General features: G+C 64.6%; 13 protein-coding genes. All 13 read right to left on the bottom strand.

Features of this window, described 5'->3' with window-relative positions; genetic code table 11:
- Nucleotides 1-142 precede the first annotated feature (142 nt).
- The 13 genes from ACFWRT_RS13775 to ACFWRT_RS13715 all read right to left on the bottom strand — a co-directional run bounded on the left by ACFWRT_RS13775 (nucleotide 143) and on the right by ACFWRT_RS13715 (nucleotide 21930).
- The gene (locus ACFWRT_RS13775; protein ID WP_380949162.1) at nucleotides 143-5257 is read right to left on the bottom strand and encodes a type IV secretory system conjugative DNA transfer family protein; all 5115 of its coding nucleotides are present in this window, start codon (nucleotides 5255-5257) and stop codon (nucleotides 143-145) included.
- 136 nt (nucleotides 5258-5393) lie between these two features.
- The gene (locus tag ACFWRT_RS13770) at nucleotides 5394-7451 is read right to left on the bottom strand and encodes a coiled-coil domain-containing protein (RefSeq protein WP_380949163.1); all 2058 of its coding nucleotides are present in this window, start codon (nucleotides 7449-7451) and stop codon (nucleotides 5394-5396) included.
- A 140-nt stretch (nucleotides 7452-7591) separates the two neighbouring features.
- On the bottom strand, nucleotides 7592-10489 hold the full coding sequence (locus ACFWRT_RS13765) for an AAA family ATPase (protein WP_380949164.1): 2898 nt from the start codon (nucleotides 10487-10489) through the stop codon (nucleotides 7592-7594).
- 591 nt (nucleotides 10490-11080) lie between these two features.
- Nucleotides 11081-11329, bottom strand: a complete 249-nt coding sequence (locus ACFWRT_RS13760; RefSeq protein ID WP_380949165.1) for a hypothetical protein — start codon at nucleotides 11327-11329, stop codon at nucleotides 11081-11083.
- 101 nt (nucleotides 11330-11430) lie between these two features.
- A complete protein-coding gene (locus tag ACFWRT_RS13755; protein ID WP_380949166.1) occupies nucleotides 11431-11970 on the bottom strand; it encodes a hypothetical protein in 540 nt (179 codons plus the stop codon).
- Nucleotides 11971-12117: 147 nt separating this feature from the next.
- Nucleotides 12118-14397 carry a relaxase MobL gene (mobL, locus tag ACFWRT_RS13750; RefSeq protein WP_380949167.1) on the bottom strand — a complete coding sequence of 760 codons (2280 nt, stop codon included), beginning with the start codon at nucleotides 14395-14397 and terminating at the stop codon, nucleotides 12118-12120.
- Between the two features lie 94 nt (nucleotides 14398-14491).
- Nucleotides 14492-15535, bottom strand: coding sequence for a hypothetical protein (locus ACFWRT_RS13745; RefSeq protein WP_380949168.1), 1044 nt, complete (start codon nucleotides 15533-15535; stop codon nucleotides 14492-14494).
- Nucleotides 15535-16026, bottom strand: coding sequence for a hypothetical protein (locus ACFWRT_RS13740; protein ID WP_380949169.1), 492 nt, complete (start codon nucleotides 16024-16026; stop codon nucleotides 15535-15537). Before ACFWRT_RS13740 ends, ACFWRT_RS13745 begins: the two co-directional genes overlap by 1 nt.
- A gap of 142 nt (nucleotides 16027-16168) precedes the next feature.
- Nucleotides 16169-16447: a hypothetical protein gene (locus ACFWRT_RS13735; protein WP_380949170.1), complete on the bottom strand. Its 279-nt coding sequence runs from the start codon at nucleotides 16445-16447 to the stop codon at nucleotides 16169-16171.
- A gap of 64 nt (nucleotides 16448-16511) precedes the next feature.
- Nucleotides 16512-17213, bottom strand: coding sequence for a hypothetical protein (locus ACFWRT_RS13730; RefSeq protein WP_380949171.1), 702 nt, complete (start codon nucleotides 17211-17213; stop codon nucleotides 16512-16514).
- Nucleotides 17210-18193: a hypothetical protein gene (locus tag ACFWRT_RS13725; RefSeq protein WP_380949172.1), complete on the bottom strand. Its 984-nt coding sequence runs from the start codon at nucleotides 18191-18193 to the stop codon at nucleotides 17210-17212. The genes ACFWRT_RS13730 and ACFWRT_RS13725 overlap by 4 nt, the downstream gene beginning before the upstream one ends.
- Before the next feature lie 196 nt (nucleotides 18194-18389).
- The gene (locus ACFWRT_RS13720) at nucleotides 18390-20567 is read right to left on the bottom strand and encodes a phage tail tip lysozyme (protein WP_380949173.1); all 2178 of its coding nucleotides are present in this window, start codon (nucleotides 20565-20567) and stop codon (nucleotides 18390-18392) included.
- A 58-nt stretch (nucleotides 20568-20625) separates the two neighbouring features.
- The gene (locus ACFWRT_RS13715; RefSeq protein ID WP_380949174.1) at nucleotides 20626-21930 is read right to left on the bottom strand and encodes a hypothetical protein; all 1305 of its coding nucleotides are present in this window, start codon (nucleotides 21928-21930) and stop codon (nucleotides 20626-20628) included.
- Nucleotides 21931-21958 lie beyond the last annotated feature (28 nt).

Below are 21958 nucleotides of genomic sequence, written 5' to 3'. Positions count from 1 at the left end.
TCCGGGTTGAATAGAGAGTACCTTGCCTATCGAAAGGCGGTAAGAGGCTATTGCAAAGGCCAGTGCCGAAGCGGTCTCTTTTAGTCGAGAGACGGCCCCGGCACTGGAGGTGATCCTTGCCCGGCCCCCAAGGGGCAGCCGACTACTTCGAGTTCATCTCGATGGCCATGGCCCGGTCGAACCGGCCGTCGGCCAGCACCTCCCAGCTCGGCAGCGAGGCCAGATACTGGTAGAAGGCCGAGTGGACCTTCACCGTCGCCAGCGACTTCAGGTCCTCCTCGGTGACGTCCCCCTCGGCGAACACCCGCGACTCCCTGTCGTTCACACGGCCGTTGATCCGGCGGACCGCGTTGGCATACGCGTCCGAGCGGATCTGGCTGATGTAGGTCTGAGACCCGTCGGCGCTGCGCAAGTCGCCGTCACCGCCGACCGAGAAGTGCTCGCGATCCTGCTCCAGCTCAGTCTGCGCCGACTTGTAGGCCTCACCGATCTGGATGTCCAGGCTCTTGACCTTCGCCGAGCCGTCGGGGTTGACCAGCATCTCCTTGCTGATCGTCCCCTCGGCGTAGAGCAGTCGCTGCCGCTCGGCGCTGGCCGCCTGACTCTCGGCGACTGCAACCCCGACCTCGACGAACTCGATGAACTGGTCGTCGTCGAACATGCCGATCCCCTCGTACTCGTCGGGATCGACAACCACCGGGTCATGGGGGTCCCGACCCTGGTCGACCGTGGTCATCGTGGTGATGACCTCCATGACCTCGTCGGCGTAGACATCCGGGTCCAGGCGTTCGATGTCGACCTCTTGGTAGCCGTAGATTTCCTTGTACTGGGCCTTTGCGTCTGCGGCCTTGATCGCCTGCCCCATGCGCTTTTCCAGCATCTTCACGAAGTCCGGCTGGTTCATCCGTACGTCGAAGTCCATGGCACTGGACAGCGTTGGGATCGTCTGCAGCGAGTACGTGTGCCCCGGGTGCTTGATCGTGTTTCCCAGCAACCGGAACGACATCGGCAGGATCGTCTGGTTGCGGTTCCAGATCGGCGCATCGCCTGCCCGGAAGACGATCGAGTTGCGCGGCGCGAGGAATGCCATGTCGTTGTAGCTGATCAGCGGCTCTTCCTTGGTGCTCATCGTGTAGGAGACCCGACCCTCGGTCTTGCCACCGATGACCTTGTCAAGATCCTGGCTGATCTGCTTGCTGTCCCTGTATGACCGGTGTGTCTTGCCGCTCATCTTCTCCAGCGTTTCGATCATCGAGTCGTCCGTGGACTTCAGGAACACGATGTTCGAGGTGTTGTGCGTCGGGATGAAGTCGTCGGTGAGGTAGAGATGCCGCTCGTCAGCGACCTGGATGCACTGCACCTCCTCGTCTCGCACGTACTCGACGCTGACGACACGATTGAATCCGCGTGTACGGTCGCGCCAACGCTCCGCCTTGCGCGAGAGCAAGAAGGGGTTGATCTCGGGCAGCCGGATGTTCTGCACGTGGTAGACGTCCCTGGTCTCCTTCGGCGTCGGCTGGCTCGGCGAGGTGTACTTGACGTTGATCGCCACACGACCGCCCAAGGAGCGCACGAGCTTCTGGACGCCCTCAGCCAGCTCGCGGCTCGCGGAGGTGAACTCCATCTCGCCTGTGGGGCTGATCGTGCCGTCTGTGTCCATGAGACCGCGCAGAAGGTCGGTCCGCTGCTCCACCGAACCGAAGAGGTAAGCCACCGGTATCGACTTTTCCCACGAGCGCTTACCCGCGATGCCGAAGTCGCGCAGATGCTTACTGACTCCAAGGATGCTGTACGTCAAGCAGTGTCCGTCCTTGACCTTGTACTCCGAGACCGTGTGGCCGCGACGGCGAATCTCTTCCACGATCTCCTCGTCGTTGCACGAGAGCCAGGCGAAACCAGCCTTGCCGATATGCCCGTCCCCGATGAGAGCACCCAGAACGTACGGGGCGATCGGAAGGTCGATCTCCGGGTAGGCCACCGGCATGATTCGAGGCAGGTCGACCTGACGACCCTTGTCGACGCGCGACTTCAGCTCATCGGTGGTGACGATCTCGGTGACACGCTCGGCAGTCTTGCCGTCGCGGCCGCAGACATAAGCCCTCTTGCCGTCCTCGGTCCTCCTTCCTAGGTACTTCACGCTGGACTTCCAGCGCTCGATCGGCCACAGATGCTCGTTGCACGACTCGGCCGAAGAGCCGTCACGCAGGGTGAGCCGGTAGACCGGACGTACACCTCGCGGATAGACGGCTGTCACCGAGGTGATCGTGCCGAACGGAGTGAGGACCTCGTCGCCGGCCTGGATGTCGCCCATGCGCTTCCACCCCGAAGGGGTGGCGATGAGAGAGTGGAGAGGAGCAGCATTGCCCTGCACGATCTTGTCAACGCTCTCGCCGTAGACGTCGCGCAACTGCTGCAGAGTCTGCAGAATGAGCGTGAACTGCTGCTCCTGGCCCAGCCCAATGGAGAGCATCGTCTCGAAGCCGTCGATACCCTTGCCCTCCGACTGCAGGTTGCCGAGCTCGTCGAGCATGAACCGCGTTCGGTAGAGGGGCTTCTGATTCGACTTGGTCATATACGCTTGGTCGGCGCTCACGTCGAAAAGCTGCTTGATCAGGATCAGGATCAACTTCGCGTACTTCATCAGGTGAGGCGGAGTCACCAGGAACAGCGCCTTCGGGGACTCCGAGTAACGCGACAGCGTCTGCGTGATCGCCCGTGCCTGGTACGAGACCTTCTCCGGGTTCCCGCCGCCGGAGAAGTCGATCCGTGTGTCCGGGTAGAGCGTATCTCCGGGCTGGAAGGAGAAGGGCCTCCCGTCCAGGGCGCCGCCCTCGCGCACCGGCTTGAGCTCACGAATTACGCCGTTCTTCACGATCTTCTTGCCCGTCACCGGCTCGACCACGTAGTGCCGGCCGTTGAGTGAGAGCCGGTAGTTCTTCGTGAAGCTGAAGAAGAAGGTCCGCACCAGCATCTTCGTCTGCGGGTTGACCAGCTCCAGTTTGAGCCAGGCCTCGTCACCGGGGAATTTGCCTTTGAAGTTGTACCGGGCCCAGCCCTCGCGGCCGACGATCTCCTCGTGCTCAAAGTCCTCGCCCAGGTTCTCGGTGAACATTGGGTCTGCGTAGGCCGACCACACGGCCTGCTGGCCGACGAGGTGGTCGCGTTTGACGTAGTTCGGCGCGAAGCGCACGCCGAGGCGACGCGGGAAGCTGAGGCCGGCCAGGTCAGTGTTCTGCGAGGGCTTGCCCGAGGTCAGCGTTGAGATCGTGGGGTCGGTGAAGAACGACATGGCGGTTATCGCTATGCCGTACACCGAGGCCAGCATTTTCTCCGCGCCGGCCATGGAGCGCAGTGCGTTGTGGGCGTTGCCCATCAGCGTACGCATGTTGTTGCGGGGCAGCTCCTCGCTCGCGTTGAAGTACAGGCTAAGCATGTCCTGATCAGGTCTGCCCTCCCACATGAAGGCCTGGACCGCTGCCTTCTCCTGCTCCTCGGCCAGAGCATCCTCGTTGTTCTCGAACTCGCCGGCCTTGACTCGCTTCTCCAGCTCGGCCTCAGGGTTCTTGATCTTCTTCGAGCTCATCTGTACGAAGAGCTGGTAGCAGTTGTAGAGCGTGACCTTGCCCCAGAGGCCATCGAGCTTCTGCTCCACCAGCGCAGGGTCCATACGCAGCACAGCTGCAGTGCTGCGCAGCTCCCGTTCCTCCTCCAGATAGAAGTCGATGAGTCCGTAGGCCGCGCGCTTGAAGGCGTTGTTGGCCGCATTGGGCCAGACCGGGTCCTCGGTGCCGTCGAGCGGAAAGAAGATCGCGGCGATGTTCTCCACGTACAGGGCGCACTTGGTGAAGTTGCCCTCACGCGCCGCGTCGGCCGCCAGCCCCAAAAGGTTATAGATGTCGGTCTTCATGGAGTTGATCAAGTTGAACTGCACCGGCTCGAACCCGCGTGTGACCAGGGGTACGTAGTTCTTCACCAGCAACTCACCCTTGGGGTCGTTGATGACCATGTTCGAAGGCTTTTTCTCCCGCGACCAGATGTCGATGACCGGCTCGATGTAGGTCTGGCCCTTACCGGCCCGGGTGATGGCCAGCACCATGGTGTTCACCGGCGCGGTATCGACCACGTACGCCCCTGCCGGGCGCTGGACTTCGTATGCCGGGAACGTCCAGTCTTGATTGATCAGGTCAGCGACGGTCTTGTACTTGTCCGACCCGAAGCCGAGCTTGTCCCGGTTCTTGCCGTCCGGGTTGTACGGGATCTGCGTGGTGTCGTATTTCTGACGCAGCCCCTTGTCCTCGGGGAGCCCTGATGCCTCGAACAGCTCGTCGCCGAAGGCCTCGTCGAGGATCGGCAGGCTCTGCAGTAGCGGATCGCCCTCGTCGTCGTCCATGACCTCGCCGGCGTAGAAGGCGAGGTTCCCCTTCTCGTCGATGACGTCCTTCTCGGCGCGCTGGGCGACCTGGACGGCACCCAGGCCCTTTCTCTTGAGCATCATGTGGCTGAGCATCGAGCTGACCTGCACGTTCGAGTGGGCACCGGCGTCGGGGAACCAGTCGTAGTTCCGCTGGATCTCTTCCGGCAGGGCGATGTGCTGGTCGGTCTGGTACTGGTTGATGTCGCTCGTGGTGTTCATCAGGTTCGCCGCGGCGACCCTCCGTGAGAACCACGTGCCGATGATGAGGGCGACCGTCAGACCCGAGCCGAGCGTGATGAAGAGCTTGAATGTCGAGACGTCGGCCAGTTGCTCGCCGACCGTCGTCGCGCTCTTCTTCGGCTCAGCCGGCCTCTCGGCGCTGGGCCTGCCGTCCTTCGCCGCGGTGTACCAATTGGGGACCGGAACAGCTTTGACATTGGGGTAGCACTTCGCCTTCACGTCCGGGTTGCCGTCCTTGGTCAGGGGGCGGTAACACTTCACGGCCGAGCCGCCCGCACCCGTCGTGGTGTCCTGGACGTAATACGCGCTCGGCAGGCCGGCGCTGCTGCCCGGCACGCCCGAGCCCACGGACGCGCCCATCGAGAGCACCGCCGTGGCGATGAGCGAGTAGAAGACCCAGGCGACGATCGTCACCAGCACGCCGGCAATCACCGCGACGACGATGCCCGGTCTGGTGGACCTCAGGGTCAGGAACTTGCTGCGGTCCAGCTGCTGGTTGTCGTAGACGTCTCGGTTGGTCAGCGTCTCGCCGGGCGACCGCGCTGAGATCTTGTCCCAGCTGCTCGCCTCCGGTTGTGCCGCCTTGCGCCTGCTCCTGGCCATCGTGATCCCTTGCTTTCGAGCCTCGGCCGTCCTGCTTTGTTGATGTCCGGCGTGCCTGCCAGTGCAGACGACGACGGCGCATGGGGAACGCGCCCCATGCGCCGTCAGATCGCCTCCTTGGTCATGACCGGGTCGCTCAATGGGTCAAGGTCACCCCGACGATGAAGCCGGATACGCCCATCAGGAGCGAGAGGGTGACGATCATGACGACGAGGATCTTGTTCGAGCGGCTCTGTATCTCGGAGGCCCGCGCCAGCTCGTTGGCGTAGGAATCCTTGTCCTTCTCCATCCCCGCCAGGCGCGCCCTGTACTGATTGGCCACTGACTCCTCGACCGTCGACAACTGCTGGAGCAGGTCGGTGACCCGCGCCACCTGATGGTTGGTCCTCTCCTTCTCCAAGTCGAGGTTGTGCTGCCACTCGGCGTCCCGGGCTGTCATCTGCCTGATGGCATCCTGGCGGTTGCGTTCGAGCTCGTCCTCCATCCGGGCGATCCGGTCGGCGTGCTCAGCGCGGACCGACATCAGGAGATCCTGCTGCTCCCGGCGTAGAACGCCGATCTCGTCCGCGGTCCGCAGTTGCTCGGCCAGCGCCGCGGACTGGGCGATGTCGGCCTTGCGGTTGTCGTCGACGATGCGCTGGATCTCGGACTTCCACCGGCTCAGGCACTCTTCTTCGGCCGCGAGGTACTCCGACTGCCTTTCGGCCAGCACCTCGAAGATCCGCGTCTGCCCGGTCTGCATCTTCAGAGTCGCGTCCGAACGCCGGACCCGCAGGATCTCCTGCTGGTTGTGCGCGTGGGTATCCTCGATGTCTCGCTCGATCTCAGCGGCGGAGTCGATCTGCTCGCGCTCCATCCGTGAGCGGTTGCGCTCCTTGTACTGCAGCTCCGCCGAGAGCGCCGCCTGCTGCGCCACTTTCGAAGCCTGCGACTCGTAGTCCTTGGCGATCTCCGCCCGGCGGGATCGGACCTTTTCGTCCCTCTCCGTCTGTCGCTGCTGGTGCTCGCCCTCGGCGGCGTCCTTCAGCAGCTTGTACCGGGAGCCCTCGCGGTCGGTGGCCACATCGCGGATGACCCGCTCGGCGTGCGCCGACATGAGGTTGACGTAGAGCGTACGCAGCTCAACGTTGTGTGCCGAACGGAGTTGCATCAAGTCCGCGTTGGCCTGCCGGTTGAGCTGGGCGACCTGGTCCCCGAGCCACTCCGTCGCGCCCTCCGGCACGGCGATCTGCACGACAGGTGCGCCGATGGCGAAGGTCGCGTTGAACTCATCGAGCCGGACGTCCAGGCCCAGCTCCTCGGAGAGGAACCGGCGGGCGATGGCGTCGCGTACCTGGGCCTGATCGGGCAGCGGCACAGTGTCACGCGCCTCCTGGGGCTCACCCTCGATGCCGTAGCCGGCGTCGATCTCGTCGAAACCCTCGTAGCCGGCCACCCCGTCACCGTCGTGGTCCGGCTCCGACTCGACCGGGGAGGTTCCCGCGGCGCCCTCGCCGAACACGGGTGTGTCCGCCTCCTCACCGTCGTCAACGACGTCGGTGAAGACCGGCATGCTGTCCAGGCCCTCGGCGGTCCCCTCGTCACCGGGGATCTCGTCGAAGATCACATCCCCCTCGTCCTCCCCCAGGACCGCTGGGACAGTGCCGGTGGCCCCAGTCTCGGCGACCAAACCGCTGTGCTCCGCCCACGCCGATGTACCCACGACATCTTCGAGACTGGTGGTGCCAGCGGCGACAGAGCGTGCCTGCGTGAAGGTCGCAGCGTTCACCAGGTCGACGTGCAGATCGCCGCTGGGCTCCTGCCACACGACGGCCCAGGCGTAAGTGGCACCAGTGAGCAGCGAGTACTCCTCCATGCGCGCGAGGGTCTCTTCGGTGGGGATGATGCCGAAGACCTCCTCTTCGATCATCTCCGCCGTGGCCACCGTGCGGATCTGGTCGGAGCTGATGAGCTCGATGATGGAGCCCTTGGCCTCGTCCCGGCCGTGTCGCTTACTCAAGCCGCCGACATCGGCGGCTGCGAGCACGAGCATCACCCAGGTCGTACCGCTGGGAAAGGCGAACGGAGTGTTCGACCGCAGCAGTTCGACAGCGGCCGGGATCGCGGTCTCTCTCACCACGGAGGCCAGAAGCTCATCGGGCTTCTTCTTACGCTGCTTCTTCTGGCGGACTGCTGCTGTTCCCAGAAAGCCCATGATGCCGATCCCTTCGCTGCAGAAACACAGTCCACCTGGTTTATGAGTACCCTATCGCTGTCCTGTATGAGTCGGCAAGAATGAGACTTGAAAGAGCTATCGACTCGCGATTCAGCTTGTTCTCGGAGTCCATGACCGACTCATCGCACCGCACTGACCTCGACGTAGGCATCGGAACTCAGCAGGGTCTTGTCGTCGCTGACCAGGTCGCCGACGACGTCGATGCGAATCCGGCGCTCCGAGGGGTGCTCGTTGAGAAATGTCGCCACCGCGGTGGTGACCTCGTCGGTCAGCTTCGCCACGGCCGCACGTGCGCCGCCAGCATCGGAGTCGGTGTCACCCTTGTCCTCGATGAGATACCGCAGGACCCTCGAATCGACGTCAACCCGTACGCCGTGCTTGATGAACACCTCCTGCACCATCTGTTGGAGCTTCTTCCGCACGATCTTCTGCTGTGTCGGCAGCGACAGTGGCTGGAAAGGGACGATCGCGTCGATGCGGCCCAGCAGCTCGGGGGGGAACCGGTTGTCGCCGGTCGTCGAGGAGATTGAGCGGCGGATGAGCTTCTCGTACTCCCTCAGCTGCTTGCCCGAGCCGGTGTCGTCGGCGGCGTACTGCGAGATGCTCTTGTAGATCTCCGAGCCGGCGTTCGTCGTCAGAACGATGTACGTGCTGAGGAAGCTCACCTCGCGGTTGTTTTCGTCGTTGAGCCGGCCGTCGTCGAGCACCTGCAGCAGCACGCGCGTGACCATCGCCGAGGCCTTCTCGACCTCGTCGAAAAGCAGCACAGCGTGGGAGAGGTCCCACACCCGCTTGGTGAGCTCGGAGCGGAAGGCCGCGAACGAAGAATCCTCGGCGTACTCCGTCATGTCGAACCGGACCAGGTGCCGCTGGTCGTCACCGAACAGCAGCTTTGCCAGCTGCTTCGTGAGCTCCGTGTTGTGTGTGACCACGAACTGGCCCGCCTGGTACAGGTGTTCCTCGTCGTCTACGTAGATGCACGACGAGCTCTGCCGCTCCGGCAGCTTCTCGATCGACGCGATGCCGACCATGTCGAACCTCTTCACGCGCTTACGCCCCGAAGTCTCGATGACCGCCCGCCGTGCGATTTCGCGCTTGCGAGGGAGGGAGAAGAACCGGGCCTTGTGCTCGTTGTCGACCTTCACATGCACGTCGTACTCGGTCTGTTCGCGCCCACCCTCCCTCGTGCGTGTCCACGCGTTGACCGTGTTCGAGACGCCCAGCGAGAACAGCACCTCCCTGAGGTCCTCCGCGAGCCCCTTGGAGAACGTTGAGTACGAGACGTTGAAACGGTCGTTCGAGCCGCCGATCGATCCGTCTGTGTCGAAAAGCCCCCGCACCAGCGCCCACCGCTGCTGTACCGAACCGTGCTTGTACCTCTGCGGGATGCGGCGCTGCGCCGAGCGCGCACCAATCAGATCGGGAACCGAGGCAAGCACGTGCTTCGTCTGGTGCAGCGCATCGCGGCGGTCCTCCACCGAGCCGACGCCGAGAGGGAAGACCCAGTTGTAGCTGTTCCCGTACGATTTCGGTGCCGATCCCAGCCATTCGCCCACCATCCACACGGTGTGGTCGGCGTCGTCCCCGTCGGAGGAGAGCGTCAGCTGCGTCTCAGTGAGGCACCCGTTGCCGATGAGGACGCCCAAGACGTACGGGTCGACGTCGAGATCCTGCGCCGGCCAGTCCACAGGTTCGTTCGCCGGGATGAAGAACTTCAGATGCTCCCGAGAGTCGCCGGGGTAGGTCCACACGACGCCACGCTCGACCATGTCCTGTGTACTCAGAACCATCGGCGCGACGTCCTTACCCGCATGCTTCCTCGACCGCTGCGTGGCCGTGTAGACCGTCCATAAGTGCGGCCCTCCGACGTCGAGCGTCCGGCCGTCCCAGAGCGTGACCCGGTAGACGTCCTGCATGCCCTGCGGGAAGTGTCCCAACACCTCGACCGGGCGACCTCGGCGACCGAACACTCTGTCGCCCGGGACCAGGTCGCCATGCAGCTTCCACACGGTCTCGCCGTCGTCCGAGTAGACAGGAACCTGCGTCAGGTCGGTGCAGAATTTCCCCGTACCCGTGGACCCCGTGAACAGCAGGCTCGCCATCGGCTTTCCCTTGTCGTGGAGATCCGCAACCGACAGCTGCAGGCGACGTGCCACGGCGCCGGTCGCCCAGTCCTGGCTGAAAACCTGCTCGTCCAGCTGTTCCTTGATCTTCGCCCCGTCGACCTTGAAAGCCACGTTGACGTTCAGGGTCTCCATAAGTACGTCCGAGAGCAGGTCCCGGTCCATCGGCCGGTGCGTCAGGCGAGCCCAGCCGACCATGGAGTCGAGTACGAGAATCGACTTGCGTGGCTGGGCGCTGGCCGGCATGTAGCGCTGGGTGTACTCCCAGATCTGCCGGAAGATGTGGTCGTCGGAGAACTCGTCGGCCACCCCGTACCGTTCTGCCATGGCCTGCAGGATTTTGATGGTCGTCGCCTGGTCCGGCGGGTTGAGGTTGATGCGTTGCAGGCGCTCGACGAGCGGCTGGTTCGGCGAGATGTGCTTGTGGAACTCCTCGTAGGTCGTCGCCGCGATGATCCTGATGCCGCGGGTGCCCGAGGCGGCGAGGACCGGCTTGATTGCCTCGACGGCGGCTTCGGAGAGCTGCACGATCTGGTGGAACTCGTCGATGAAGAGGACCAGTTCATGCCTCTCGCCCTTGACGAAGCTCTCGGCTTCGTCGAAGAGGCTCTTGAGCATCGCGGCCATGTTCTCGGCACTGCCCGCCTCGGAGACCATGCGCACCGGATCGACTTCGAGGTAGAGACGGTTCTGGTCGACCAGCATCGTGGCTTGGACCAGGGCCGTCTTGCCCGTGCCGGCTTCGGCCAGCAGGAGCGCGTTGCACAGCTCGGGTCGGCTCATCGATGCCAGCAGCTGTGTTATCTCGTGCTCGCGGCCGACGATGGCGCGTTCTGCCTTCTTCAGCGGCTCCGAGAGCTTGGACAGGAGCGGGTAGCCCTCGTTGAGCTGCACCTCTTGAAACATGCCGCGCAAGACCTCTCTACTGAGCAGCAGATATGACGGGGAAATACGAGAGGTCGCACCATGGACTCCGGCGCCTCTCGTGACGTGCCCCGGTTGCTGCGCACCCGCCGTACTCGTGCTACAGAGGGCGCCGTCGGGGGATTGACGGCGCCCTCTGTGCTCGGCGGCCCTCTGCGCAGCCGCACCGTGCGGTGCCCTCAGGCCGGATCTGCCCGCCGGAGGGCACGGCAGCCACGGATTGGCTGGTCAGATGGGCGCGCTAGACGACCGGTGAGGCCGTGAAGTTGTGGCTGTAGTACCCACCGCAGCACTTCCGCCAGTCGAGCTGCAGAACACCGTCCGCGAGCCCCTTGGAGCTCCCGGCCTTCCACTTGATGGTGCCGGTGGTGTACGAACCGTTGTAGTGCCCCAGCCGTCCGAGTTCTCCAGCTTGCCCTCGATGCCGTAGAAGTCCTTGGACGCCTTGACCGGATCCGTTCCGGACTGGGACTTCTTAATCTGGAGCCGGAAGCGTGCCGAGTCGAAGATGTGGCTGTCATCGATCGTCCCGAAGGTGGGACCGTCCCACGTGACCTTGGCCTAGGCCTGTACGTACGACCCCGAACGCTTGGCGCCTAGGGTCGTCTTGACCCCCCACTGGTCGGCCCAGGGGCGGTTGTAGTTCGCGGTGTCGATCGGCTTGGTGGAGGTCTTGCACTTGTAGGAGGCCGCGCTGGCCGGAGAGGCCCAGAGCGTCGTGCAGCCGGCTACCGCAACAGCGGTCAGCAGGCTGGCGCCCAGGCGGCGGGCCCTTCGACGGGGCAGGGCTGTTTGGAACACAGGATTCATGGAGGGATCCCCTGGATGAGGTGGGGCCCCGACGCTGTCGGACAGTCAGCCGAACCCTGGAGCTGGACCATCTGCACGTTGAGACGGGGCTTGCCTCGGCCTCAGCCGACCGCCGGCTCATCGACCTGAACTGCCTGCTGCTCGGCATCGAGGGCCGGGGCCTGAGCCTGCGCCGCCTTGGCCGCGGCCTGTGCCTCGTTGGCGGCGCGCATGGACGTGAACTGGTTGTCCAGCGTGCTGCTGTCGACCTCGAACTCGGAGGCCTCGACGAACTTGGTGTTGACCACCAGGCCGCTGCCACGCGTGGCCGGCATCACGTTGCCCTTGAAGCCGTAGAGTTTGCCGACCTCGATGCCATCCTTGTTGAGGATCGGCTCGGTGTTCGGACCCGCGGCCGCGGCCATCTCCTCCATCTGGTTGGTGGAGTACGGAGCGCCGTTGTTATACCGGACCTTGCCGTCCTCGCCCTTGAGCCGTTCGGACTTCAGGTGCAGGTTCGTCTGTTCCGGCCCGCGCGGATCTCGAACGTCGATCTGGATGTCGGCGTACTGGGTCTTGCCGTCCTTGGTGACGCCGTTCTTGTAGACCTTCGCGATGAGGTTGACTCCGGTCATCGCGCCCTTGCCCTTGAGTACTGCCATGACCTCTCCCTTCCAATTGATCCGACTGCCCTCAGGTAAGTCGGACGTGATCAGTCACATCGTCCGGACAGGTAGTTGCGTCCCCGCCGAACGCCCTTCACGCTAATGCCATCATAGGGCTTTCAACAAGGCTTTCGACTAGTTCCTCTAGTCGTGTTCCAAGTCGGTTGGGATAGAAGGTGACTGAGGGGTGAGTCCGATTCCGGCATCCGCCGTGGTCACAGCCTGATCGACTTGGACCTGGACCCGCACGACGAGGCCGGCGTCCAGCGGTGAAGCCTTGGACCGCTGCATCCGCCCGGCCCGTTCGCGCACGGCACGCAACTCCGCGATCCGGGAGCGCAACACGAGCAAGCCAGACCCCTCGTCCGTCGGCTGAGACGTCAGCTCCCGGGAGGTCCGGGTCATCGCCGCGACATCGTCCACCGGCAGATCGTGAATTGCCTCGGCCTGGCCGGACTGGTCCAGGTAGTCCATCGCCGCCAGCAGCAGCCGTCGGCGGTCCCTGGTCGTCTCGACGAAGTTCTGGCGTGCGTGCGGCCCGATCTCGATGGCGGTGACGAAGTCGTAGCCCAAGTGGTGCAGGTCCAGGGCCTTGACCTCGGCGAAGGCATACGCGGCACCGGCAACAATCTCGTAGTCCGAGCTGACCGCGTCGGTCTTCGTGCTCTCCGGACCTTCGGCACTCGACCCCGCGCGCAACACCAGGCCGGAGGAGGCGAGATCGGCCCGCAAGCCGTCCACCTTCCGGTCGTAGGACTGCTTCATCGTCCGGATTCGCACGTCCAGCACCGCTCGTCCGCGCTTGCCTTCGGTCAGGAGCCTGCCGCCGGGCTGATCGTAGATTGTCCGGCCCAGGCTCTCGGCCTCCTTGGGGTCCTTCATCCGCTGCAGGGAGGCATTCGCGCGCAGCGCCACTAGAGAAAGCAGCCGACGGCCGTACGTCGCCACGTCCTGCTGCTGCTCGTACCACTGGCCGGCGTCCCCGAGGAAGGGCAGGAAGTGCCCGTACTTGCTCAGCAACCGCCGGTGGTAGCCCTCCTCGAAGAGGTAGAAGTCGTAGAGCGGGCGCGAGTCCTCAGCGGCCACGCCGGCCTTTTCGGCCTGTTCCCACTGATGCGCGAGGTCGCGGTAGACGCCGGCCTTCTCCCGGTGGTGCTGCAGACGTGAGGCGTAGCTGCGCAGGCGGAAGCCGAAAGAGACCAGATCGGCTTCCGCGTTCTCTCCGCCCCTCTGCCGATCCGCGGCCATCGCCGCCATCTGTTGATAGTCCATCCCCATGACCTCGAGCATCGGCGTGCGCACCCGCAGCTCCGACTCCGGCGTGGCCCGCAGCATCTGGTAGACGCCGTTGACGGCGCGCTCCATGATCTGCGTACGTCCCCGCGCGACCAGCCTCTGCCATTCTTCCGTGCTCAGAGACTCCTTCGCGCGGCGCTTGTTGGCGTAGTCGATGATGCGTTCCATGGCCTCCGGCATCGGGGATCCGGCACGTTCGAGCTGCTCGCTCACGAGCTCGGTCACCAGCTGGTTCGCTTTGCGCATGCGAGCGTCGTTCGAGCCGGCGCGCCACAGGGTTCGGTCCGCAGGCAGGCAGGCGAGCAGGAACTGCGGCAGGGACTCGGCGCGGATTCGTTCGTGCGCCCACCGTTTGATGAAGGTAGTGACGTTGCGCCGTTCGTAGCCGACGGCGCTGGCGAGGTGAGCCACCGCCTGCTTTTCGTCGAGCCAGGCATCGACACCGCGGCGGAGCCGGGACTTGTGCCGGTCCAGCAGCTTGCCGCGCTGTGTGCCGTTCTTCGTCACCTGACCCCGGCCGCCGTCGACCATGACCAGGTGGCAGTGCACGTGCTCGGTGTCGACCTGGATGACCCCGACGTAGCGCAGGTCGCTGAAGCCGCTGGCCCCCGAGCTCATCCGCTCCACGCCGTGCATGATCGCCATGCGCAGCTTCATCTGATCGATGTGGCCGCGGTAGTCGCCGCGGGCTTCGCAGCGGAAGTCCTCGTCGACGATCCTGCGCTTCCGCAGGTACTCCTCGTCGAAGGACAGCACGGTCTTCAATATGGTGTGTCCGGCATCGAAATAGTGCTGGATGTCCTTGCTGGCCGCCTGGAGCTGCTCGTCGGAGAGTGAGACCGAGCCGTAGCCGAAGGCCACACCTCCGTTGCCCTGGGCCTGGCGCATCTGACGCTTCACCGCGTCCCGCGAGATGCCGGCGCGCTCGACGGCGGACGCGCGCGCCATGTAGCGCAGGATGAAGTCGTCGGTGCGCAGGCGCTGGATCGGAGCTAGCGACTCCGTCGCCTGCTCGCGGGCCATGTACCGGGTGACGTAGTCGCCCGGTGTCGCGCCGCGCGATCCCTTGCCGCCGGGCAGCGGCACGCTGAACTCATTGATGATCACGATGTCCTGCTTCAGGCCCATCGTCGCTCTCCTGTCTGTCTCGGTGCCGATGCACTACGGCCCCGGCTGCTGTCCGCCAGCAACCGGGGCCGCCCTCGCCGTGACTGATCCGTCCTCAGGAACCCAGGCCCTGCTCGCCGTCGTCGCCGAGATCCAGATCAGCCGCACGCTGGGCCACCTGGCGCTTGCGCTCGTCCAGGCTCGCTACGGGCTTGGCCTCACGTCGACGGGTCTCCTGCTCTTGCAGCTCCAGGTCGGAATCTCGGTTCAGGTCGGCCCCCGCCTCACGGTCAGGGGCCGGGGGAGCGAACGGCGCCTTCTGCTCTTCGGCCCTGTGCAGTGGTGCGGCCACTCGTTCCCGGTAGAGGTTCTCCGTGGTGCCCTCAGTGCTCGCACGCTCGGTGCGGTACTGCTCTTGTTCGGCGGCGATCTCCGCCTCGATCTGTTGCAGGCGAGCGCTCATGCCGTCGACAACCGGTGCCGCCTGGGACACGGGCGCTGCGACGATGTGCTTGGACTCGGAGTCCAGGCCCAGCTCGTCGTCGGTGAACAGGGAGTCGATCGCGTCCGAGCGCGGCTTCAGCCCGCGTTCATCGACCACGGCCTCAGTTCGCGGGACGCCGTCCCCGGAGTGGTCGGTGAAGTAGCCGGCGAGGTCGTAGCCGCTGGACTCGCGATCGATCTCCAGGCCCCCGATGCCGTGGATTTGGGTGAAGACCACGGGTGTGTCGTCCTCGGTCTGCGCCCCTGACGGAGCGAGCACGAGCATGTCGGCGGTGGCCGAGAGCTCCCACTCGATTCCAGTGACCTGCTCGGGCACTGCGAAGCGGCTCGTGAAGTAGCCCTTGCCGGCGAGTACAACCAGCTGCTGGTCATCGAACTCGTAGAAGGCATCGACCTTCTCGCCCTGGCCGGGGGAGTAGGTCACCTGGGAGATACCGAACGGCAGGGCTTTGGGCGGGGTGACCGAGCGGAGCTCGCCCGTTATGTGCAGGTAGGGGCGGTAGTTCTCCTCCTTGCCGCGGTGCTTGAGGTCGAGCGATTCGACCATGACGCCGAGCTGGGCGGTCACCCCCTCCAGCCGGTGCGTCTCCACGCCTCGTTCACGCAGGACACGGTGGGCCCATACGTCATTCATCGGCAGTCCTGCGGTGCGCATCACTCGCTCCTCTTGCGGTTGGTCTTGTTCCCCGGGGTGGACTTCGGCGTGACGTCGACTCCGACCGTCTCGCCGCGGGCGTCCCGGATCTTCGCGATCATTCGCGTTGCCCAGCGCCACATGCTGCGCATCACGACAAACTCGCCCGCGACGATCAGTGCGACCAGGAAGAGGAGCGGCATCAGCCATATGGCGATAGTTCCGTCCGCACTGAGCGCACCCCGGGCTGCACCCGACTGCTGGTGCAGCCATGCGCCCAGCATCGGGATGATGACCACGGCCGTGATAATTGCCAGCAGGTAGTCGGCGAGAAGGACGATGGCCCGGAAGAACCCCGCCCACGCCACGACGGAGAATCCGTCGGTCTCCCTCTTCAGGACCAGGCGCCGCCATCCGGTGCGCTGCGACGAGTCCTTCGCCTCCTTCACGGGCTTCGCCGTCGCCGTCGCGGTTGTGCTCGCCTCGGTCTTCTCCCGGGTCTGGGTCGACATGTTCGAGTCCTTACGTCTCGTCGGGTCTATAGCGGTAGTCGTTCTGCAGCTTCGCGACTTGACCAGCGGCAGTCAGGGACCCGGTCAGAGCACGCTTGGCGTCGTCGACCTTCCCCAGCGCCGCCGTCTTCGCCTTGGTGATTCAGATCTGCTCCTGCAGAGAAGACATCCCCGGCGCAGCCGTATCGCTCACCGTGCCCGGACCGCCGGAGAACCCCGCGGAGAGCACCAAGAACAGCAGTGCGGCCACGCCCATGCTCACGCCGGCCACCAGGGCGCGCTTGCGCGGGCCCCGGCTGGCTCCGTCCTCGCGGGAGTGTTCGCGCCCTCCCGCGAGGACGCGGACGTTGCGACGAAACGCGTCTTGTGCACCGCGCTCCCAATCGACCCACCTGCCTCTGTCGATGCCGTTGGTTCCCAACTAGTCATTCCACTCATACATCAAAGAGACTCTATCAACAAGGTGAGTCGATAGGGAGTGTGGATCATTTTGAATAGCGAGTCTCGCCACTCGCTGGGGTACCGGAGAGATTCAAGACCTTCCCCTGGGCGTCGACCGTGACGAAGAGCAGTGCGCGCCGGTGGGCTGTGACACTGGCTTTGCTCGACTTGTTCTGGGACGCCGCGTCGGAGGTGACCTCGACGTCGGCCAGGACGGCGTAGGTGTAGAGGCCCGCCTTGACGTCGACCACCTCGATGTCCGGGTCCGCGCCGAGAGCCGAGTTGAGGCCGACCGTGTCGATGTAGTAGTAACGCCGCCCTTGGGAGTCCTCGTTGAACCTCGACGGAGGCATGAACGACTTCAGGAACGTTCCGTTCTCGGAGAGGCCGAACCGGCTCTTCAGGCTCTCGCGTGCCGCTTCGTAGCCCTGTCCCGAGTCCCATGTGAAGACCATCGAGAGCAGCATCGTGATGCGCTCACCATCGGTGCTCAGCCGGTTCTGGCTGACCCCCAGGGTCGCCATAACGTCAGCGTTCGCCTGCTCGGCGTTCTTCTTCGTGATGCTGGCCAGTCGTCCCTCGATGGCCTTGATCTGGGCTTCCTGGTCAGTCAGGATCGCGTGCTGTCTGTTCCAGGTCGTGCCGGCGACTGTTGCGACGACCGCGAGGAGCGCTGCCGTCACCAGGACCGAGAGGTTGCGCCGGAGAGATGCCCGCCGCACGGGTGCTGCCGTCTGCTCCGTCATCGCTTCCCCTCCTCCTTCGGTGCGCCCGTGCCGCCGAGCTCAGGGACACCGGACCCGGTCGGCATCTTGATCACGTGGTTCTCGTAGTGAGCCCCGGCGGCAGTCACCACGAGCGCCAAGTTGTCGAAGGCCCCCTTCGCCGCAGCGCGTACGTAGCGCGCGCTCGCCCAGGCGAGCACCTCGCCGCTCTTCGTGTCCTGGCACAGCCACACGACCTTTGCCTGGTTGGTCGTGCCGGAGCCGTCCTTCGCACTCAGATCGGGCATCACTGTCTCGACCTGCCACCTGTACGTGCTCGGGGCAGCTGCGTTCTGGCCGTCGTAGCGGATGTACCAGGCGTGGCGCGGATCGATCTCGGTGGTCGCATCGAACGGCATCAGCGACGAGGTGCTGTACGCCTCCTTGTCGCTGACCACGAAGGAGCCCTTGCTGAACAGCCGAGCCATGCCCCGGCGGTGCTCGATGATCTCCAGCGTGGCCTGATTCGGGGCCCCGTTGCGCGGGCTGGGCTGGACACCGGCCTGGTGGTACAGCGCGGCGAAGGTCTGCTCCCCGGACGCGACCCTTTCCGCGTCGTCGGCTGCCGCCTCGGTGAGCTTGAGAAGCTGTGCGCCGGCGTCCTCCTTCATGGGCGTGGACTGGGCATCATTCAGATGCCCCTTGAGCTGCATGATCTGGACCTTGTTGTCCGCCGTATTCGCCTTGAAGCTCTCGCCGCCCACACCCGCGGTGACGACCAGGGAGAAGGCGGCGAGCCCCATCACCGCGGTCACGCTGCGTCGGATCAGACGTGCCTTGTCCTCCGGGCTGAGGGCCTGGACCCGTTCGCGCTTGGCAATCGTCCAACCCGTGAAGCGCTCTTCGAGCTCGGCTCCGGTGACCTTCGTGCGTACCTTCGGTACCGCGGGCTTCTCCTCCGGCGTCGAGCCGATCTCCTGCTCGGGGCCCTTGCTCTCGGATTCGTCATGGACAGTCGTCACCGAACACACTCCTCACTTCATGCTGCTCTCATAAACGACTCAAGTCTATAAGAAAGGCATTCAGTGCCGAGTCTCAATCCATTCAATTAGAGTTCCGAAAGGTGAAGGTGGCACGCAGGGCCTGCGTCGGACGTGAGGAAGCCGGCGCCCGGAACGCCGGGCACCGGCTTCTCACGCCGAGATCAGATGTAGTACATCAGGCCGTCTTGATCTTGTCGGAGGGGAGCATCGAATCCGACATGTCCACGAACTTCCAGCCTTCGGCCGCCATCTGCACCGCACTGCCGACGCGAACCCGGCCCATGAAAGCGCAGTAGCCGGCCTCGCCGAGGATGACCTTGTCGCCCTGGACGCCGAGCACCACAAGAGTGTGGCCGGCGGGGCCGTAGCCCGGACCGGAGCCCGCCGAGTACGCCGTCGGGGTCGAGGACATCTGCTTGCCCGATTCCCTCGCAATCGTGTACGCCGTCTCCTTGCCATCGCCGACCGGGTAGGTCTGGAACGTCGTGTACTTGTTCACGAAGTAGGTCGAGAACGAAACGCAGTTCATCGCATGGTTGCCGTTGCAGGAACCCGGGCCGCCGCCCGGACCGTACCGGTCATCCAGGAACTTCCCCCCCTCTTTGTTGAAGAGGTCAACGAGGGCCTGGGCCTCCTCCTGTGTCATCCCGCCGTCCTTAAGCGAGACGGAACCGCCGTTTGTCGAGGTGCAGTTGCCCACGATCGTGTCGATCCCGTTCACGATGTTCTCGATGACCCCGCCGACGATGTTCTCGACGACGCCGACGATCGAGCTGTCGACCGACCAGCCGCTCATCCTGCCGAACCACATCTCGGCCTTGTCGCCGCGTGCGGTGAGCCCGGCCGCACCGTCAGCAGAGCGTTCCCAGTTCTCGTGAAAGTGCAGCGCCGCTGCGCGCGGCGAGCCCTGAGACTCCTTGAGCATGTCCTTGAAGACCCTGACATCGCCCGGGTTGTCACCGCCGACCATGAAGGCCAACTGAGCCTTGATCGTGAACCAGTCGACACCCTTGTTCTTCGCGTACTGGCGCAGCAACGCATTGCGGCCGAACGTCCACTGCCCCAGACCTATGCCGTTGTCCGTGTTCTGCGCGGCGCTGGCCTTCACAGCGGTCATGGAATACGTCCCCGCCGGGAAGTTCTGCACGCTCGTCGGATCGATCCCGGACTCCTGTGACCAGTTACCGAGGATGCCCGCGATGTTCTCCTGCGGCATCCCCCAGCTGCTGAGTACCGAGTAGACCTCCTTGGCATTCTCTTCCACATCCGCCGGGACGGCGGCCCCGGAACCGTCCCCGATGCCATCTGTGTTGACGACGCACGCTGCCTCGCTCGCGCGGATGCCGCCTTCGATCAGCGCCGTCGAGTTGAGGACGCCGGTGAGGACCGTGCCCATCAGGGCCACAGCGGCGGTCATCGTGACGGCACCCGACACCGCTGCCGCTACAGGGGCCATCGTCGCTGTGACGGCGACGCCCAGGATCGCACCGGCCCCCTTGACCAGAAAGCTGCCGATCGCCATGAACGGTGCAGCGATCGCGTGACCGACCGCCTTAGCGATGGCGATGATGAACGTCCACATCAACTGCCCGGCGTTGACAGCCATGGCCATGGCAGCGAAGAACATAGACTTGAGCCAGTTCAGGACAGCCATGGCCATGACGACACTCATGGCCGGTGGAGCAGCGGCCGCACCACCGCCGACGGCGACGCCCTGGGCAGCCTTCGAGCCCAGGCCCTCCCCCTCCTTCGACGCACCGCGCTCGTAGCCCGTGCCGCCGGCACCCAGCTCGCGCCGGTCGGCCGACTGCGCGTCCGCGGCACCGCCGGTGACCTTGGACACCCCCCTGACCGCGTCCTCGGCACCCTCGACTCCGACGTTCTTCGCTGCACCAAGCGCAGCTCCCGGAAGCCCGCCTGCCTGGGCTCCGGCCACGGCACCGGAGACGGCAGCTCCCGCGTAGCGCCCGGTGTTACGGCGGACCGCGCTGCTGCCGTCTACCTCGATCGCCTTCTGGACCGCGCCTCCGGCCACGTTTCCGGCGATGCCGTTCATGCCCTGTTTGATCTTCGATCCGGCCTTCGTGACACTGCCGGCCTTGCCTGCGGTCTCTGCCGTGTTCGTCGCGTCCGGCATCGTCGGTGCAGTGTTCGCCGCGCCATAGAGATCAACTCCCGGCCTCGGAAACTGCTTGGGCGCGCTGGCCTTGGTCTCGGAGGACCTCTCGATGCCCTGCTCAGAGTGATGGCTCGTCCCGGGCCGCTGCCGGGGCGTTCCCTTGCTCACCGACGTGCTCGGCGGGTCCTTCGTCGCCTCCTTCGTGGGTCTCCGATTCGGCTTGCCGGTGGTCATGTCGTCTCCCTTTCCGGCTCAAGGCCAGGTAGCTGGAGGTGCTCCTTCCTGACCGCACTCACTGGAGCGTGATGAGGAACTCCTTGTCGTTGCGAATGGAGCTGTTGGACTGCACATCCCGTAGGCTCACGTCCAGTCGGAGTAGGTCGAGCGAGAGATCAGACTCGTACTGGGACTTGTTCGTGGAGTAGTTGAGATACGCCTGTGAGAGGTTGTTCATGATGTTCATGAGCGGGCGCATCGTGACGTCAGAGGACTGGTAGTCCTCGGTGAGGCTGGTGCCGTCCGAAAGCGTCCACTGCATGTCTGAGATCTGCCTGCTCGTCGGATCCGAGCTCTCGTCACGCTTCTTGGTGAAGAACTGGGCATAGCTCTGCCCGGCCGGCACCAGGGCGTCGAGGTAGCCGTCGTAGACGTTGCCTGAACGCCAGTTGAGGTCGAAGCCGCCGGGGACGACATGCGTGGTCTGCAGTGCCAGCGTTGGGGCGCCGTCTTCGGCCTCGGCTGCAGAGACACCCGTGATCCTGTCGGTGGCGATCGAGACCGGGACGGTCGGCGGACGCAAGAACAGGCCGTCGATCTTCGTCGTCTGCAAGTCCGTCGTATACGACTGGATTTGCGTCAGGTTCGTGCGCATCTCCACGAGCTTCTGGTCCAGGGCGGCCCTGGCTTCGGTCTCCTTCTCCTTGAGCACGACCTCGTAGTAGGCCTGCGCCGGATCGAAGGACGGAGCGTTGAGCGCCTCGATTTCCTGGACCCCGGACGCACCAGGGTTGAAGAAGACCCGCCACTGGTCGTACTTGAAGAAGGTCTCGTCGCCGGCCAGCTTGCCGCTGCTCTGCGTCTGCTTCGTCCCGGGAGTGGTGAGTTCGGCGTTCGCACGGACCGTCAGATTCAGCACTTGGCGGTCGAAGGGCCGATCTGCGTTCAGGAGGACCCCCAAGTAGCCGGTCGAGCCGAAGGCGTAGAAGGAGCCCTCGATCCCGCTGGTGCTGACCGGCTCGCTGTTCAACGACGTGTCCGATCCGAGCAGGAACGCGCGGTAGTCAACAGCGTTGTACGAGATCTGAGCGGTTGGGCCGAAGTGCATCATCACGAGCACCTTGTTACCGCTCTTGTTGGAGTAGACCCCGTCCACGGTGCCATCGAGATTCGTCTTCGACGTCTTGAAGTCGCTGGTGTACAGCGCCGTCTGCGACAGCGAGTCACGCCCCGCCTGGTACGCCGAGACCCCCGATGCGCCGATCACGATCGCGCCCGTGACCGCGAAGATGCCGAAGAGCACCCCGAAACGCTCGATCGCGTGGTGCGAGTCGAGCTTGAACTTTCCGCTGAAGGCCAGCGCCTTGTCCCTCATCCCCATGCTCTGCTCCCTTTCGTGTCTGCGCTGT

The sequence above is a fragment of the Streptomyces cyaneofuscatus genome (assembly GCF_042718795.1).
Lineage (GTDB): Bacteria > Actinomycetota > Actinomycetes > Streptomycetales > Streptomycetaceae > Streptomyces > Streptomyces cyaneofuscatus_A.
Note: the sequence above shows the minus strand (reverse complement) of the source record. Positions and strands in the feature narration are given on the sequence as shown.